Below are 13,837 nucleotides of genomic sequence, written 5' to 3'. Positions count from 1 at the left end.
TATTGGATTGCGACGCCCAGGGCCTGAGCGAGCCGGACACCGAGCACGCCGGCAAGGCCCGCGCCGTAGCTACCAGTTCCTGGAAGTACTTGATTCGCCACAGCACCACCAGCCTGGAGAGCCCATGAGCAAAAAGGCCAACGAAAAAGAGCCGAAGAAAACCGCCGGCAAAGCGCCCGGCAAACTGGAATTTATTCCGCGCAAAGGCGGCAGCCACACCCGGCCCGCCCCGGAATTAACCACACGCGAGGCCGCCGATGGCAACGAAAAAGAAACTGGTTAAACGGGAATTAATCCTGGCCAGGTTGAACCGAATACGGCAATGACGCCGCGCCCACCGGCGCCGCCAACGCCATTTTGGTCGAGGAAGTCGGCTGGAGTTTTGCCGGCGCCCGCATGGTTGAACGCAAACCCGTCTCGCCGACGCTCGGCGCCCTGCAAGGGGTGTTTGCTGGCACGCTGATGGAGGTGACATTTAACGCAGAGTTAAAAGGCTCAGGCGCTGCGGGCACCCCGCCGGAAATCGCACCGCTGCTGCGCGCCTGCGGACTGGCCGAAACCATCACCGCCGGCACCAGTGTCGAGTACAACCTGGCCAGCGAAGGCCACGAAAGTATCACGCTCTATCTCTACGAAGACGGCAGCCTGTACAAATTAACCGGCGTGCGCGGCACCTGGACCCCGACCGCTCACTACCGGCGAAGTGGGCAAAGTGGCCTTCACCCTGACCGGACACGTCAGCGGCCCCACCGATGCCGGCTTGCCCGTTGCCAGCTACAGCGATGTCGTGCCGCCGCCAGTGATCAATATGCCGTTTCGCGTCGGCGGTTACGCCGCAGTGATTAGCGCGCTGAGCCTGGAGATGGGCTACACCATCGCCACGCCGACAGATATCTCTGCCGAAAATGGCTACGGCGAAATAGTGATCGTAGACCGCGAAGTGACCGGCTCTTTCGATCCCGAGGGCACGCTGGTGAGCGCCAAGAACTGGGTCGGCGAACGGCAAGACGGCACTACCCAGGCCATCGAAACCGGCATCGTCGGCAGAACCGCTCGGCAATCGGTACAGCTTCAGTATTCCCCAGGCCTGGTACAAGGAAATCGCCCCCGGTGATCGCGACGGCCTGCGCACCTATGAAATCGGCTTTGGTGCGGCTGGGGGTGATGACGCGCTAACGCTGGTCTTTACCTGATTTAAGCCCACCCTAAAAATCAAGAGAAACCCATGGCACTACAATTAATTGCGGGCCTTGCCCCGCACTGGTTTACCCCAAAGAAAAAAGACAGCGACCCCTACGACCCAGCCCCGCCGCAGTTTTTACTCAAGCCGCTCACCCAAGTGCAAAACATGGAGATTATGGCGGACGGTGAAATAACCAGCGCGGGCGCTTTTATTCCCAGCCACAACGCCCGCGTGAAAATGTTGAGCTCGGGGCATTCAGGACTGGCAAAACGTCAACGGGCCAGATGGCGCACCCGCTAAATATTCCCCCGGCGCCTGGCAGCAGTTGCCCTGGGATCTACTCAGAGATCTGGCTACGGAAATATTAATTAGCAGCGTCCTCAGCGAGGACGAAAGAAAAAGCTCGCTATCGCAATCAGCATCGCCCGAGACCCCAGCCGATTTGATTGCGACAACTGCAAATGGGGCAGACACTGTAACGACTCCAACCCCGCCCCCTTCGCCCAATGGGTAATCCCCGGCGTTATTGAATCCCGCACTTGTTTTAAACCCATGGTCACCGCACACAGTGCCCAACTGCTGCGCCTGCACCAGCACTACCGGCAGGGCAACTTGTGGCGCGGTGGCGGAGTGGGGGACCAGTCCAACTACTACTTGGAAGCCATGGCTGCGATTGAGCAGCTAGCGGCCGAATTTGACCGCGACGAATAAGTGAGGCCGCTATGGCAGACAAGTACAAGTTTGTTATCGAGGGTAACGACAAGACTCGCGCTATGTTCAAATCGATCAAGGCCAATCTGGGTGGTCTGCGCGGGGCAGTAAATAACACCACTACGCAGATTGCAGCCTTTGTCGGCGTCGCCGGTCTCGGCGCTATGGTGGCCGGCAGCATCGATGCCCAGCGCGAGATTGATAATCTGTCCCGCGCAATCAACGTCAACAGCCAAACCCTGGCGGAGTGGCAGTACGCCGGGCGTACCGTCAATATTGAAGCCGATCAGATGGCCGACATCATGAAAGATGTCAGCGATAAAATCGGCGACCTGGCGGTGACCGGTGGTGGCGGCGCTGTCGATATGTTCGAGCAGTTAAACCTAAATATTGCCGACTTTGTTGACCTATCCCCCGACCAGCAACTGCTAAAAATTGGCCAAGCCCTGGAGCAGGTCGATAATCAGTCCGCGAAAAAATCTTTTTCATGGAGGCACTAGCCTCCGACGCCACGCTACTGCTGCCGCTTCTTGAAAATAATGCCGCTGGCCTGCGCGATGCCGCACAGGAGGCGCGGGATTACGGTGTCGCCCTAAATGAAGTGGACTCTGCCAAATTAAAAGCCGCCGGCGATGCCATGCTGCGTGTACAGCAAAATGGGCAAGGGCGCAACCAACCAGCTCACCATCCACCTGGCCCCCATTATCGAAGAGACCGCCATACAGCTCACCAACGCCGCCCAGGAGGCGGGCGGTATGGGTGCCGTAGTGAATAACGTCTTTGCCAGTGGCGTCAAAGTGGCCGGTGTGTTTGCCGACGGCATCCATGGAGTGCAAGTCCTATTTCAGGGTGGCAAAACGGTTGCCTTCGGCTTTGGGGGGCGCCGTGGTGGGCGCTCTCAATTTGGGTGTGAAGCAGGCTTACGTATTCGCCAACACTACTTAAAAATACCGTGTTGCTGCCGCTGCGTAGCGCCCTGGAACTGGGCACCAAGCTGCCGGGGGTGGGAGATCAGGCCCGTGAGGCCCTCGCTTTTCTCGATGAAAACCTGGCCGATGCCGAACCCCCGCCGCAACTGCAAGCCGCTTTTGATTTTATGGTCAACGGCATCCGCGATGCTCGCGGTGAGCTGCATGCCATGATGATGGAGGAGCTACCCAGCGAAGTGCTGGCGCAAAAGGTTGAGGGGATACTGGAGGCCGCCGATGTGCGCGCCCAACTAATCGCCGACAAGGCCAGAAATGTCGGCGCGGCCAGCGACGAGGGCGAAGGCACCGGTACTGGCGCCGACGGTCTCACCAATCCAGAGCGCGAGCAGCTGGCCGCCAAGCTGGAAACTCTGCAAGCGTCCTGGCTCACCGAGCTGGAGCAATTACAGGTCAAGCAGGATCAGGAATACGCCATCCTTGATCAGGCCTACGCCAATAAACTGATTGCCCATGATGAATACGAGCGCAGTCTTACGCAGCTGGAAAAGAAGCACGCGCAACAGCGCCAAGCCATTGAGGACACCACCAGAAAAAGCGCGGCTAGGCACTTATGTGGGATGGTGCCAGCAACTGCTGTCGGCAGCCGGCACCCACAATAAAAAATGGCCGCTTTGCAAATGGACACTCCAATGATACCGCCGGCACCGCCATGTTTATGTCCTGTACTTCGTTCAGTTATCAAAACCGGTGTTTAACCTTCGGATTCTATCGTGTTTCCCTAGTTTTCGCATTTATCGTGAAACGCTTTCGCGTTTTTCGTGCGCCGCTTCACCAACTGCTGACGCTCCCAGACACTGTCATTGGCGGTACCAAGGCTACTGGCTGGAATATGTCTGCTTCTGGACTCGCTGCCGCTTGGGCAGAAGAAAATACAAGAGAGAGCCTTTTCGCTGCGTTTAAACGCCGTGAAGTGTATGCCACTACCGGACCTAGAATACAGGTACGTGTCTTTGCCGGCTGGAACTTCCCTAAGCACGCCATAGATGCTGAAAATATCGCCGAATTGGGATACATCCATGGCGTACCTATGGGAGGAGATTTGACCAAACCACAAGAAGCTAACAAACCAATTCAGCTGCTCATACGTGCGGTTAAAGATCCCAAAGGAGCAAATCTGGATAGAATCCAAGTTGTTAAATCCTGGTTAGATACGACAGGAAAAAGCCATGAAAAAATATTCAATGTTGCTTGGTCTGGGGAACGTACTCTTAACAACCAAGGGAAATTAGATTCTGTGGGTGATACAGTAAATCGAGAAACAGGACAATATACCAATAAGATTGGTTCTATTGAATTATCCACTTTATGGCAAGACCCAGAATTTGATGTAAATGCACGCGCTTTTTACTATGTTCGAGTATTGCAGATCCCTACTCCACGCCATTCACTCTACGATGCCGTAGCCTCAAAAGAAATTAATGATGGAAGTATTCAGATACCACCTGAAGGGCCCGCGGTTCTCCAGGAGCGTGCTTACACCTCTCCTATCTGGTATACCCCATAATATCTTTAATAAACCCGATAACTAAAGAAGCCTGATGGTTAATTTCGTTAATCCATTCTGATGAAGAATAGAAACTCTCTATAAATATCAATGGAGGACATTAAATGCAGTGGAAGTTTGAAGAACTAGAAAAGAACCCCTGCTACACTTTTTCATTATCGCATTAATACTATTCATCGCTGCAGAATTTCTAAACAAAGATAATAGATTCAATCAAGAATACACCCTACTTATAAACGAAGACAAGATCATTGAGCACCTCCAATTTCAGAAAAAAACATTCAACCAAACATTTGCTAGGCGTTATTGGCAAAGCCTAACTCACACTGAAAAATTCAACTTGATTGATGATTACATTAGGGAAGAAATACTTTATAGAGAAGCGATCAACCTAGGTTTACAGGAACATGATCAAATTATACGAAGACGACTTATTCAAAAGCTGGACTACGTAACTGGAGGCTTTTCTAGCAAAATAAGTATTACAGATGAAGATTTGAAAAATTACTTTAAACTTAATCAAGAAAAATATCGCATCGAAGCATCAATTACTTTCACCCATGTTTTCTTTTGAGCGAGGCATTACTCTAAAGAAAATTTAGAGGAGACCGCCAAGCAGACTTTGGATCAACTTTTAAAACAATCAATCCCTTTTGAAAAATCTTCCCTCTATGGGGATAGGTTTCTTTTCCATCGAAACTATGTAGAACGAACTTCTCAACTAGTAGCTAGCCATCTCGGAAATACTTTGGCGCAGAATGTTTTCCGCCTGCCCTTAAACACCTGGTCTGGCCCGCTTGAGTCCCCTTATGGTCTACACCTGATATTGGTTAGCGATCACAAAAAAAGTCGCCTACCCAGCCTTAGCGAGGCCTACCCCTTAGTTATAGAGGATTATCGACGAGAAAAATTGGAAGTGAATAAAAAAATGAAAATTAAAGAATTGCTGGCCGAGTATAGAGTTGAGTGGGACAACTCCTTACCTTATGTGCCTATGGACACAACCTATGCTAAATAGAAGTCTCTACAAGACCATTACAACCGTTATAATTTCGTTACTAGGTACAATCTTTAATAATCTAAGCTTTGCTCATGATGGAAGACCGCTTTACATTGAATTAAAAGAGATCTCGGAAAGCAGATACATCCTTCGCTGGAAAACCCCGCCAGTTATGCAACCAGGTACTGAACCTGAAGTAAGTTTGACAGGAAATTTTTGCCAAAGGCACTCAACTACATTAGATTTTTCTGGGCGTAATGTTAAGAGCTATCTATGTCAAGCCTCCCACCTGCATAATTTTAAAGGAGCAGAGAACACCCTTAAATTAAAAATCTCATACCCAATTGCTAACCCTGCCTTATCAAGCTTAATTCAATATAAAAAACTTAAGGGTGATACAATCAACATCTTTAGTGGCCCAAAGATCTTAGTAATAGACTTACCTTACAAATTAACTATTTGGGAGTGTATTAAACAGTATATTGAGGCTGGATTTCTACATATACTAGAGGGCTATGATCACTTGCTTTTTGTATTATGTTTAGTATTTATTGCCCAAGGCCTTAAGAGTATTTTAGTCGCAATTAGTGGATTTACATTAGGACACTCCCTCACATTGGGGCTCGCAAGTTTAAATCTATTCTCCATTAGAATTGATGTTGTGGAAGTTTTGATCCCATTAAGCATTATGTTTCTAGCCGCAGAAATTGTATACGCCATTGAGCGGGGTAATAAAAACACTTTGACCTGGCGTTATCCTGCTATTGTAGCTGGTGGATTTGGGTTGTTACATGGGTTCGGGTTTGCCAGTGCGTTAACAGAATTAGGTCTTCCACAAAGTCAGAAAATCATCGCTTTGTTTAGCTTTAATATAGGTGTAGAGCTTGGGCAGATACTCTTTGTTTTAGTCTTGATTGCTTCAATTTTCCTGATCAAGTGGACCTTTTCAAGGTGGAGCATTTCATTTTTTTATAAACATATCTTGGCACAGTCAGGGTACATTATTTATCCAGTTGGAGTAGTTAGTGCATATTGGTCAATCGACAGAGCTCTGGGTTTGATTTACTAATCTAACTAAACTGTTAACTGTAGGTTAAACCGATATTAATCCAATAAGGCATTTCGAACCCTGAAAGATCCAAAAGGCTCAGCCATATCGTATTATTTGTACTATCGCTATGAAAAAAATGCTGCGCTTGCAGTGCTGCAACTCAATGAAACATCGTTCAAATCACACCCTGCACGGGTATCAGACCGACATATGATAAGATTCATAAGGTGTCAAGCTTTCCATATCTGGTACATTCCACTTCATCATTGCCTCATAAAGAGGCTAACTAAAACGTCAGTACAGATATTGAAGTCCCGCTGCAGTGTGTACATTGGTGCCAATTAGGTGTAAGTGTTCATAGCTGGCTCTTTTCAGATTCCTCCATCTCAAGCCAGTAATCCAGCCCTTAAAGTCAGTGTGCCAAGAGGTAATTTGCTTGAGAAGTGAGTATGCTAGTATTCGCTCGGTTTGTAACAGGTAGCTATAGGTAAAGGCATTTGGTATATAGCCTCTTCAAAATATGGTTAATATCAAATTTTACTCACAACCTGTCTAGCTATTCCTATACCTTTGGTTAAGTAATTTTCTTACGCTTGAAGAAACTAATAATAATGAGAAAATACTGAACATTTAATTTTATCAAGGGATTGCATATGACTCCAGATATTTTCACCGACTTAAAAATCCAACAAATGATCAAATTTTGCTCTGCTGGCTATGATGTATGGGGTAAAATTATCAAGAGAGATGTCAGCAACAACTACGTTGCTGGCAATGTTAGTCTACTCGTTCAGGTATGCAAAGACTAGATCTATTAACCAACTAGGCACAGCCAGTCTTGGTTGTTTCCACATTATAGTGAAACGCTTTCGCGTTTTTCGTGCGCGCTTCAGCGTAGAAGTTGAGCATTCTATGCCTGCCAATCTTCAGCATAATCACAATCCAGATACTCCTCGAAGTACGGACCACCATAGGTGTAATGGATCAATGCTGCCTCAGGATCATATGCATAATCTTCAACCAGGTGGTTCCACGTGAGTGGAAGTGAACCAATCAGATTGTCGTTCTCCAACCACTTAAACTGGTGCAATTCCAAGCCTGAGCGTGTGTTCGCATATTCAGGTGTAAGCGCTTTACACTTGGCATTGTTGAACATCATCACGCTAGACCAGTTTTTCTTCTCATACTTGGACTGGATGTTATTGAGGAACTTGGTGTCACTCACAGGCGTATAATCGTGCTTACAGCACATGACTGCATAGTTGTCATCACGCATGTTCCAAAGCTCAGCAATGTCACGACGCACGATCATGTCGCAATCCATAAAGATGGACCAACCTTCATAGTTCGAAAGATACGGTGCAAGGAAACGACTGAAAGAAAACTCAGTCAATTGAAGCGGATGCTTCTCGCGTTTAAAAATGCCGCGAACATTGTCCAATGCAATAGGTGTAATCGAAAGAGGGAGCGATGAGTTCTCAATAATGCTCTGCACAAGAACATGATAAGCAATGATTTCGTTCGTATCGTAACCAATGAATATGCGAACACTCTCTGACATTGTAAGAACCACCGTTTTACTGAGAAAAGAAATTTCACCAACCCGATGGCGCAATTTTTATAGAAAAAATCGGACTAATAAATCCGTGAGATTCTGTTGTATGTATTTGTCGTGTGACTTGTATTAGGGCAATGATTTATTTGAATAATTCCAAATTTCGCTAGTCTCCTTATTTGATTAAGAAATCTCTTTTCATTGCAGCTCTACACGTATACTCCAAGCAGATCATCAGCCACCTGACGGCCGAGATGTCCTCTCTTCTTAACGTATCAAACTCCTTACTCTAATGCCGATACCGTTCCTCAGCTTCGTAGTACGCATCGAAGCCGACTGCTTTTTGCAGGTCTTCGAAGGTCATGGCTGGCTCGGGGAAGATGCCTTGCTTCATTTGGGCCAGAGCGTCTTGTTGAGCTTTGATCATGGCCATGAGGCCGGTGAAGGGGTAGGTGGAGATGGCGTAGCCCAGCTCTTGTAGTTCGGCTGGTTGAAGAAAGGGGGTTAGGCCACCTTCCAGCATGTTTGCCATTTTGGGGCCTTCCACCTCATCACAGTAGCGCTTCATTTCTTCAACGGTCCGCGGTGCTTCCACGAAGGTCATGTCCGCACCAATCTCACGGAAGGTTTGGGCGCGTGCAATGGCTTCATCCAGACCATGTTCAGCCCGTGCATCTGTGCGGGCAAGGATGAGGATGTCAGCACCTTCATTTTTGGCATCAACCGCAGCCCGAATGCGCATGAAGGCCTCATCCCGTTCCACCACGTGCTTGCCCTTTGTGTGACCGCAGCGTTTGGGCGCAACCTGATCTTCAATCATCACACAGGCCATACCCGCACTGGCATAGCCTTTGACCGTGCGTTTGACGTTGAGCGCGTTGCCGTAACCCGTATCCCCATCCCCAATCACCGGAATGCTGGTTGCAGAGGCGATGTTGCGGGCCTGATCAACCATCTCTGCGTAGGAGATGAGGCCAGCATCGGGCTGCCCAAGGCGGGAGGCAGAAACACCAAAACCGCTCATGAAAGCGAGAGGAAAGCCTGCCTGCTCAATCAAGCGGGCGGAAAGGGCATTCCAGCAGCAAGGGGTTACATTCAGTTCGCCGCTCTCAAACAGAGCCTTGAGTACCTGAGCTTTTGACATGGTTGAGCTCCCCAGTTCCTAGGTGTTGTAAGGGATATACAGGGCAAGCCCTTGCCAAAAGTAAAGCAAGGCCGCTGTTGCCAGCATCATCAGCGCAAACGGCCATGCCCCTTTGGCGACCTCTGACAGTTTTGCGCCCCCAACGGCTTGAATGATAAAGAGGTTCATTCCCACCGGCGGTGTGATCAGCGCAGTCTCAATCAGCACCACAAAGAAGATGCCGAACCAGATCGGATCGATGAACATACCTTCCAGCGCCGGGAACAACACAGGCACCATAATCAGCAACATGCTGAGGGATTCCAGGAAGAACCCGACAATCAGCAGCACCAGACCAACCGCCAGAATGAACATGCCCGGTTCAGAAATGTTGGAGGTGAGCAGTGTGGAGATATCCTGCGGCAGGCGGTAGAGCGTGATGGCGTAGGAGAAGACCTTTGCTCCCGGCAATGATGAGGAACACCATGGTGGTGGTCTTCATGGACTTGTAGGTGGCTTCCTTCATCTTCTCCAAGTTCATCCGCCCCATGGCGAACGTGATGATGAGCGCCATAACAAAGCCAATGCCTGCGCTTTCAGAAGGTGTTGCGATGCCCATGTAGATGGAACCGATGATGGACGCAGCAAGCAACAGGGTTGGCAGTGCCATGAAAGTTGCCCGTCGGCGTTCCTCCCAGCTCGCCTTTTCCACCCGCTCGTAATTGCTGTTAAAGCGGGAGTAGAGCATGCCGTAGACGATGAAGACGCTGGCAAGGAACAGGCCCGGCCCGATGCCTGCAAGGAACAGTTTCGGGATCGAAGTTTCAGTCACGATACCGTAGAGGATCAACGGAATAGACGGCGGAATGAGGATACCCAGCGTACCGCCAGCGGCCAGCATCCCCAGCACAAACGGGCGTTCATAACCGCGAGAGGTCATCTCAGGGATCGCCACAGTTGCGATGGTCGCTGCGGTGGCAACGGAAGAGCCGGAAACAGCAGAAAACAGGCCGCAGGACAGGATCGTCGCTACGCCGAGACCACCCGGCCAATGCCCGACCCAGCTTTGCACGGCCGCAAACAGATCTTTGCCCACACCGCCTTTCAGCAGCACGTTGGACATGAGCAGGAACATGGGCACGGCCAGCAGCTCAAAACTGTCCATGGAGCCATAAAGGCGCTGCGGCACGGCGTTGAGCGGCAGCGGGAAGTACCAGAGCAGGAATACTCCGAGCGAGCCAAGCGCGAATGCGACAGGAACGCGGAAAACCAAAAGCAGCAGCAGGGCTGCAAGAATGAGAAATGCAGTCATCTGTTGCCCCTAAATCTCGTGTTCCAGTGTGTCATCAGCTGGCACGCCATCGCGCCAGATCTTCACCGCTTCAGCCATGGCTTGCAGGCCGAGCAAGGCAAAGCCAACCCAGACCGAGGCGTGGGTGAACCACTTGGGCAGCGCGAGATAAGTGTCCGTGGTGTGGCCGCGCAGCAGAGACTTGTACCAGAGGCCATAGCCGTACCAGACAGCCGTGATGCAGAAGATCAGGATCACCAGAATAGAGAAGGTCTCAACCACCTTACGCACCAGCGTATCCGGACGGCGGAAGGCCACATCAATCACGATCATCTCACGGTGTTTGAGCGCAAAGGCACCTGCCAGATAAGCTCCCCAGATCTGACCGATACGGGAGACTTCATCCACCCAAACGGTTGGGCTGTTGAAGACATATCGCGCAACGACTTCGTAACAGATGAAAAAACCAATTGCGAAAAACACCCAAGCAGCAAATTTGCCGGTGAATTCGGAGATGTAATCTATGAGCTTAATCACGGCTGAGCACCAAACGGATTTGCCGGAGAGCTGAACTGCACGGGTTGGAATGATCTCTGTGTGCAGCCGTCTCCCTCAAATAAAAGGGGATCCAACAGATTGGATGGGCAGAAAAGGAGCCAAACGGCTCCTTCTCCAGATTTAAGATGATGAAGGCAGGAAGGCCTTACATGCCCTTGGCAGCGTCAATTGCCTGCTGTGCAACAGGGCCTGCTGCTTCCACAAAACGGTCCTGAACAGAAGCGGTTGCTTCTACCCATTTGGCGCGTTCTTCATCGCTCAGGCGGATCACGTTGATTTTGTCCGCAACGCTTTCAACCAAGGCATCTTCGCCAGAGTACACCTCTTCACGCAGCTGCTTTTCGACAACGGCGGCAGCGTCCAGAATGATCTTCTGGTTTTCTTCAGAAAGGCTCTCGAAGAAGTCGTTGTTGATCACCGCAACAAACTCAATGGCGAAGTCATAGGAGAGCGTCATGTTCTCCATCACTTCATAAAGCTTGCGGCTGGTCACGCCGGAAGTGCCGGTCATGCCCACATCAACAGCGCCCTGCTGGTAAGCAAGGAACTGCTTGGAACCGGACATCAGTGTTGGGGCACCGCCCAGTGCTTCCACTGTCCAGCCCAGAACTTTGCCGTAGGTGCGAACTTTCTGGCCTTCAATGTCTTCCGGTGTTCTGATCGGATCGCCGTTGTTCAGATAGATGTTACGACCATAGGCCTGCCACCACAGAACGCGGGCACCGGTTTCTTCCAGAACCGCTTTATCGAGAATCTCACGCATTGGAGATCCGTTGGCAGCAGCAGCGCGAAGGTGTGCTTCATCGCGGAAGAAGAACGGCAGGTTCACGATCTCAACGGCTGGAACAGACCCGGCGAAGCGGCCAAGAAATGCTGAACCTGCTTCAATCGCACCAGAACCAACAGCTTCCGGCACTTCCTTATCCTTAAACAGCTGAGCAGACGGGAAGAGCTGAAGGCTCAGTTCGCCATTGGATTTCTCTTCAATGATTTTCTTAAAGGCGTTCCAGTTCTTGCCCAGACTGTGGGTCTCAGGCAGCTGCAAAGTAACGCGAATTGTTTCAGCAGCCATTGCAGTGACGCTGGTTAAAGAAAGCGCGGCAGCGCCCAGCATTGAAATCAGTTTTACTCTCATTGGTGTCCCTCTCCCAAAACAAATTCACTGAAATATGAGATATATTAGAGAGTGTTTTTTGAAGAAGTACAGGCCGTTATTGCTGAGAAAATGTAATTATATTGTCTAGATCTCTTCCATAACGCAACTTTGCATCGGCTCTGCATGTGATCCGCGCCTTTAGAAAAGACGTAGCGGACCGTTACGTCTCTCTGGAAATTTCGCGAGGACTAAATCTTGGTGACAGACGTGAAAATCACGTTGCGCGCAAGACGAAATATTTCGGTGAAATGAAACAAAATTAGCCGGAGTTATGAACATTCCGCGTGCGGTACTTTGATTGAGGCTCTCATCTATCAGCCTCTCAGTAGCCTTTCGCCCTTGATTTTATGGAGATGAAGCCGTCCGGCGCACGTGCTTATCTAGCCTGTGTTTGGACTGCGCATTGTGACCACCTGAAAGAGTTGGGGCTAATCATGCAGGGCCTGTTTTGCCGGATCAGGGCTTCCTGAGCGGCAATGCCATGGGTTCATCAGTCTGTACCAATAGGATGCTACCTCACTTTGAACTGGGTGAGTCGGCGGGAAGGGCGATTTCGTGGGTAAAGTTATGGTACTGGGCGGCGACGGTTTTTGCGGCTGGCCCACGAGTCTTTTGTTCTCCAGCCTTGGCCATGATGTCATCATCGTCGACAACCTGTCCCACCGCAAAATTGACGTTGAGCTTGAGGTCACCTCGCTCACGCCCATCCAGCCGATTAGTGAGCGACTGGCAACCTGGGAGGAGCTGACGGGCAAATCAATCCGCTTTGCCAACATCACGCTCGGCGTGGATTATGACCGGTTTCTGCAGCTGCTGAAAACTGAAAAGCCGGATGCCATCATCCACTTTGCAGAACAGCGGGCTGCGCCATACTCCATGAAATCCTCATGGCATCGGCGCTATACGGTCTCCAACAATCTCAACGCCACCAACGATGTGCTGTCTGCCATCGTGGAAGCTGAGCTGGACCCGCATCTGGTACATCTGGGAACCATGGGTGTGTACGGATATAGCACCGTGGGCTGTGAGATCCCGGAGGGGTACTTACGCGTTCATCTGGATGTGAACGGGGATCTACGGGAGCAGGAGATCCTTTATCCCACAAGCCCGGGCTCCATCTACCACATGACCAAATCACAGGATCAGCTGTTCTTCCAGTTCTATGCCAAGAACTATGGACTGCGGATTACGGACCTGCATCAAGGTATTGTCTGGGGCACGCAGACTGAACAGACCTCTCTGGATGAACGGCTGATCAACCGGTTCGATTACGATGGAGACTATGGCACTGTCCTCAATCGATTCCTCATGCAAGGCGCAATTGGATATCCGCTGACGGTGCATGGAACGGGCGGGCAGAAGCGGGCATTTATCCATATTCAGGATACCGTGCGCTGTGTTCAGCTGGCGGTCGAAAATCCTCCTGAGCGGGGAGAGCGGGTTAAAATTCTCAACCAGATGACCGAGGTGCACCGGGTAAAAGATCTGGCCGAGATGGTCGCTCAAATGACCGATGTGGAGATCGCGTATCTGGATAATCCCCGCAAGGAAGCAGCTGAAAATGACCTGATGGTGGCCAATCATCAGTTTCTGGAAATGGGATTAAAGCCGATCACGCTCAGCGACCGGTTGCTGGACGAAGTGACTGAGATTGCGCGAAAATATTCTGATCGCTGTGACACCACCAAGATCCCCTGCCTGTCCCTCTGGTAGTTC

General features: G+C 50.3%; 15 protein-coding genes and 2 pseudogenes. 12 read left to right on the top strand and 5 right to left on the bottom strand.

What is annotated here, in order from left to right:
* Window positions 1-462: 462 nt before the first annotated feature.
* The 11 genes and pseudogenes from ACJJIF_RS22005 to ACJJIF_RS21955 all read left to right on the top strand — a co-directional run bounded on the left by ACJJIF_RS22005 (window position 463) and on the right by ACJJIF_RS21955 (window position 7,247).
* Window positions 463-846: a hypothetical protein gene (locus ACJJIF_RS22005; RefSeq protein WP_444932401.1), complete on the top strand. Its 384-nt coding sequence runs from the start codon at window positions 463-465 to the stop codon at window positions 844-846.
* The gene (locus ACJJIF_RS22000; RefSeq protein ID WP_444932400.1) at window positions 809-1,114 is read left to right on the top strand and encodes a hypothetical protein; all 306 of its coding nucleotides are present in this window, start codon (window positions 809-811) and stop codon (window positions 1,112-1,114) included. The genes ACJJIF_RS22005 and ACJJIF_RS22000 overlap by 38 nt, the downstream gene beginning before the upstream one ends.
* A 111-nt stretch (window positions 1,115-1,225) precedes the next feature.
* Complete coding sequence (locus tag ACJJIF_RS21995) at window positions 1,226-1,483, top strand: hypothetical protein (protein ID WP_444932445.1); 258 nt, start codon at window positions 1,226-1,228, stop codon at window positions 1,481-1,483.
* A 252-nt stretch (window positions 1,484-1,735) separates the two neighbouring features.
* Window positions 1,736-1,894 carry a hypothetical protein gene (locus ACJJIF_RS21990; protein WP_444932444.1) on the top strand — a complete coding sequence of 53 codons (159 nt, stop codon included), beginning with the start codon at window positions 1,736-1,738 and terminating at the stop codon, window positions 1,892-1,894.
* 11 nt (window positions 1,895-1,905) lie between these two features.
* A complete protein-coding gene (locus tag ACJJIF_RS21985; RefSeq protein ID WP_444932443.1) occupies window positions 1,906-2,394 on the top strand; it encodes a hypothetical protein in 489 nt (162 codons plus the stop codon).
* Complete coding sequence (locus ACJJIF_RS21980) at window positions 2,382-2,669, top strand: hypothetical protein (RefSeq protein ID WP_444932442.1); 288 nt, start codon at window positions 2,382-2,384, stop codon at window positions 2,667-2,669. The genes ACJJIF_RS21985 and ACJJIF_RS21980 overlap by 13 nt, the downstream gene beginning before the upstream one ends.
* Window positions 2,670-2,846: 177 nt before the next feature.
* Window positions 2,847-3,482 carry a hypothetical protein gene (locus ACJJIF_RS21975; protein WP_444932441.1) on the top strand — a complete coding sequence of 212 codons (636 nt, stop codon included), beginning with the start codon at window positions 2,847-2,849 and terminating at the stop codon, window positions 3,480-3,482.
* A gap of 137 nt (window positions 3,483-3,619) precedes the next feature.
* Window positions 3,620-4,387, top strand: a complete 768-nt coding sequence (locus ACJJIF_RS21970) for a DUF3604 domain-containing protein (protein ID WP_444932440.1) — start codon at window positions 3,620-3,622, stop codon at window positions 4,385-4,387.
* A gap of 601 nt (window positions 4,388-4,988) precedes the next feature.
* Window positions 4,989-5,405 (top strand): annotated as a pseudogene (locus ACJJIF_RS21965) (peptidylprolyl isomerase); the annotation flags it as partial.
* Window positions 5,395-6,456 carry a HupE/UreJ family protein gene (locus ACJJIF_RS21960; protein ID WP_444890636.1) on the top strand — a complete coding sequence of 354 codons (1,062 nt, stop codon included), beginning with the start codon at window positions 5,395-5,397 and terminating at the stop codon, window positions 6,454-6,456. The pseudogene ACJJIF_RS21965 and the gene ACJJIF_RS21960, both read left to right, overlap by 11 nt.
* Window positions 6,457-7,091: 635 nt before the next feature.
* A complete protein-coding gene (locus ACJJIF_RS21955; protein WP_444932439.1) occupies window positions 7,092-7,247 on the top strand; it encodes a hypothetical protein in 156 nt (51 codons plus the stop codon).
* Between the two features lie 101 nt (window positions 7,248-7,348).
* On the opposite strand, the gene ACJJIF_RS21950 is transcribed toward ACJJIF_RS21955, so the two are convergent.
* The 5 genes and pseudogenes from ACJJIF_RS21950 to ACJJIF_RS21930 all read right to left on the bottom strand — a co-directional run bounded on the left by ACJJIF_RS21950 (window position 7,349) and on the right by ACJJIF_RS21930 (window position 12,100).
* Window positions 7,349-7,999 (bottom strand): glycosyltransferase, encoded by a 651-nt coding sequence (locus ACJJIF_RS21950; RefSeq protein ID WP_444932438.1) that lies wholly within the window; start codon window positions 7,997-7,999, stop codon window positions 7,349-7,351.
* Window positions 8,000-8,282: 283 nt separating this feature from the next.
* Window positions 8,283-9,137: an isocitrate lyase/PEP mutase family protein gene (locus ACJJIF_RS21945; RefSeq protein WP_444932437.1), complete on the bottom strand. Its 855-nt coding sequence runs from the start codon at window positions 9,135-9,137 to the stop codon at window positions 8,283-8,285.
* An 18-nt stretch (window positions 9,138-9,155) separates the two neighbouring features.
* Window positions 9,156-10,428 (bottom strand): annotated as a pseudogene (locus ACJJIF_RS21940) (TRAP transporter large permease).
* A gap of 9 nt (window positions 10,429-10,437) precedes the next feature.
* Window positions 10,438-10,944, bottom strand: coding sequence for a TRAP transporter small permease (locus ACJJIF_RS21935; RefSeq protein ID WP_054783864.1), 507 nt, complete (start codon window positions 10,942-10,944; stop codon window positions 10,438-10,440).
* 166 nt (window positions 10,945-11,110) lie between these two features.
* Complete coding sequence (locus ACJJIF_RS21930) at window positions 11,111-12,100, bottom strand: TRAP transporter substrate-binding protein (protein WP_075697740.1); 990 nt, start codon at window positions 12,098-12,100, stop codon at window positions 11,111-11,113.
* Window positions 12,101-12,688: 588 nt separating this feature from the next.
* Here ACJJIF_RS21930 and ACJJIF_RS21925 point away from each other — a divergent pair.
* Window positions 12,689-13,834, top strand: a complete 1,146-nt coding sequence (locus ACJJIF_RS21925) for an NAD-dependent epimerase/dehydratase family protein (protein WP_444932446.1) — start codon at window positions 12,689-12,691, stop codon at window positions 13,832-13,834.
* The last annotated feature ends 3 nt before the right edge of the window (window positions 13,835-13,837 follow it).

The sequence above is a fragment of the Microbulbifer regidiadema (SeqCode) genome, assembly GCF_052467605.1.
This window is presented reverse-complemented; position numbering and strand designations above follow the sequence as displayed.

Bases quoted from the DNA above. Each gene is read 5' to 3' on its own strand.
- ACJJIF_RS22005 (WP_444932401.1), top strand. From the start codon at position 463: ATGGAGGTGACATTTAACGCAGAGTTAAAAGGCTCAGGCGCTGCGGGC.
- ACJJIF_RS22000 (WP_444932400.1), top strand. From the start codon at position 809: ATGCCGTTTCGCGTCGGCGGTTACGCCGCAGTGATTAGCGCGCTGAGC.
- ACJJIF_RS21995 (WP_444932445.1), top strand. From the start codon at position 1,226: ATGGCACTACAATTAATTGCGGGCCTTGCCCCGCACTGGTTTACCCCA.
- ACJJIF_RS21990 (WP_444932444.1), top strand. From the start codon at position 1,736: ATGGTCACCGCACACAGTGCCCAACTGCTGCGCCTGCACCAGCACTAC.
- ACJJIF_RS21985 (WP_444932443.1), top strand. From the start codon at position 1,906: ATGGCAGACAAGTACAAGTTTGTTATCGAGGGTAACGACAAGACTCGC.
- ACJJIF_RS21980 (WP_444932442.1), top strand. From the start codon at position 2,382: ATGGAGGCACTAGCCTCCGACGCCACGCTACTGCTGCCGCTTCTTGAA.
- ACJJIF_RS21960 (WP_444890636.1), top strand. From the start codon at position 5,395: ATGCTAAATAGAAGTCTCTACAAGACCATTACAACCGTTATAATTTCG.
- ACJJIF_RS21955 (WP_444932439.1), top strand. From the start codon at position 7,092: ATGACTCCAGATATTTTCACCGACTTAAAAATCCAACAAATGATCAAA.
- ACJJIF_RS21950 (WP_444932438.1), bottom strand. From the start codon at position 7,999: ATGTCAGAGAGTGTTCGCATATTCATTGGTTACGATACGAACGAAATC.
- ACJJIF_RS21945 (WP_444932437.1), bottom strand. From the start codon at position 9,137: ATGTCAAAAGCTCAGGTACTCAAGGCTCTGTTTGAGAGCGGCGAACTG.
- ACJJIF_RS21930 (WP_075697740.1), bottom strand. From the start codon at position 12,100: ATGAGAGTAAAACTGATTTCAATGCTGGGCGCTGCCGCGCTTTCTTTA.
- ACJJIF_RS21925 (WP_444932446.1), top strand. From the start codon at position 12,689: ATGGTACTGGGCGGCGACGGTTTTTGCGGCTGGCCCACGAGTCTTTTG.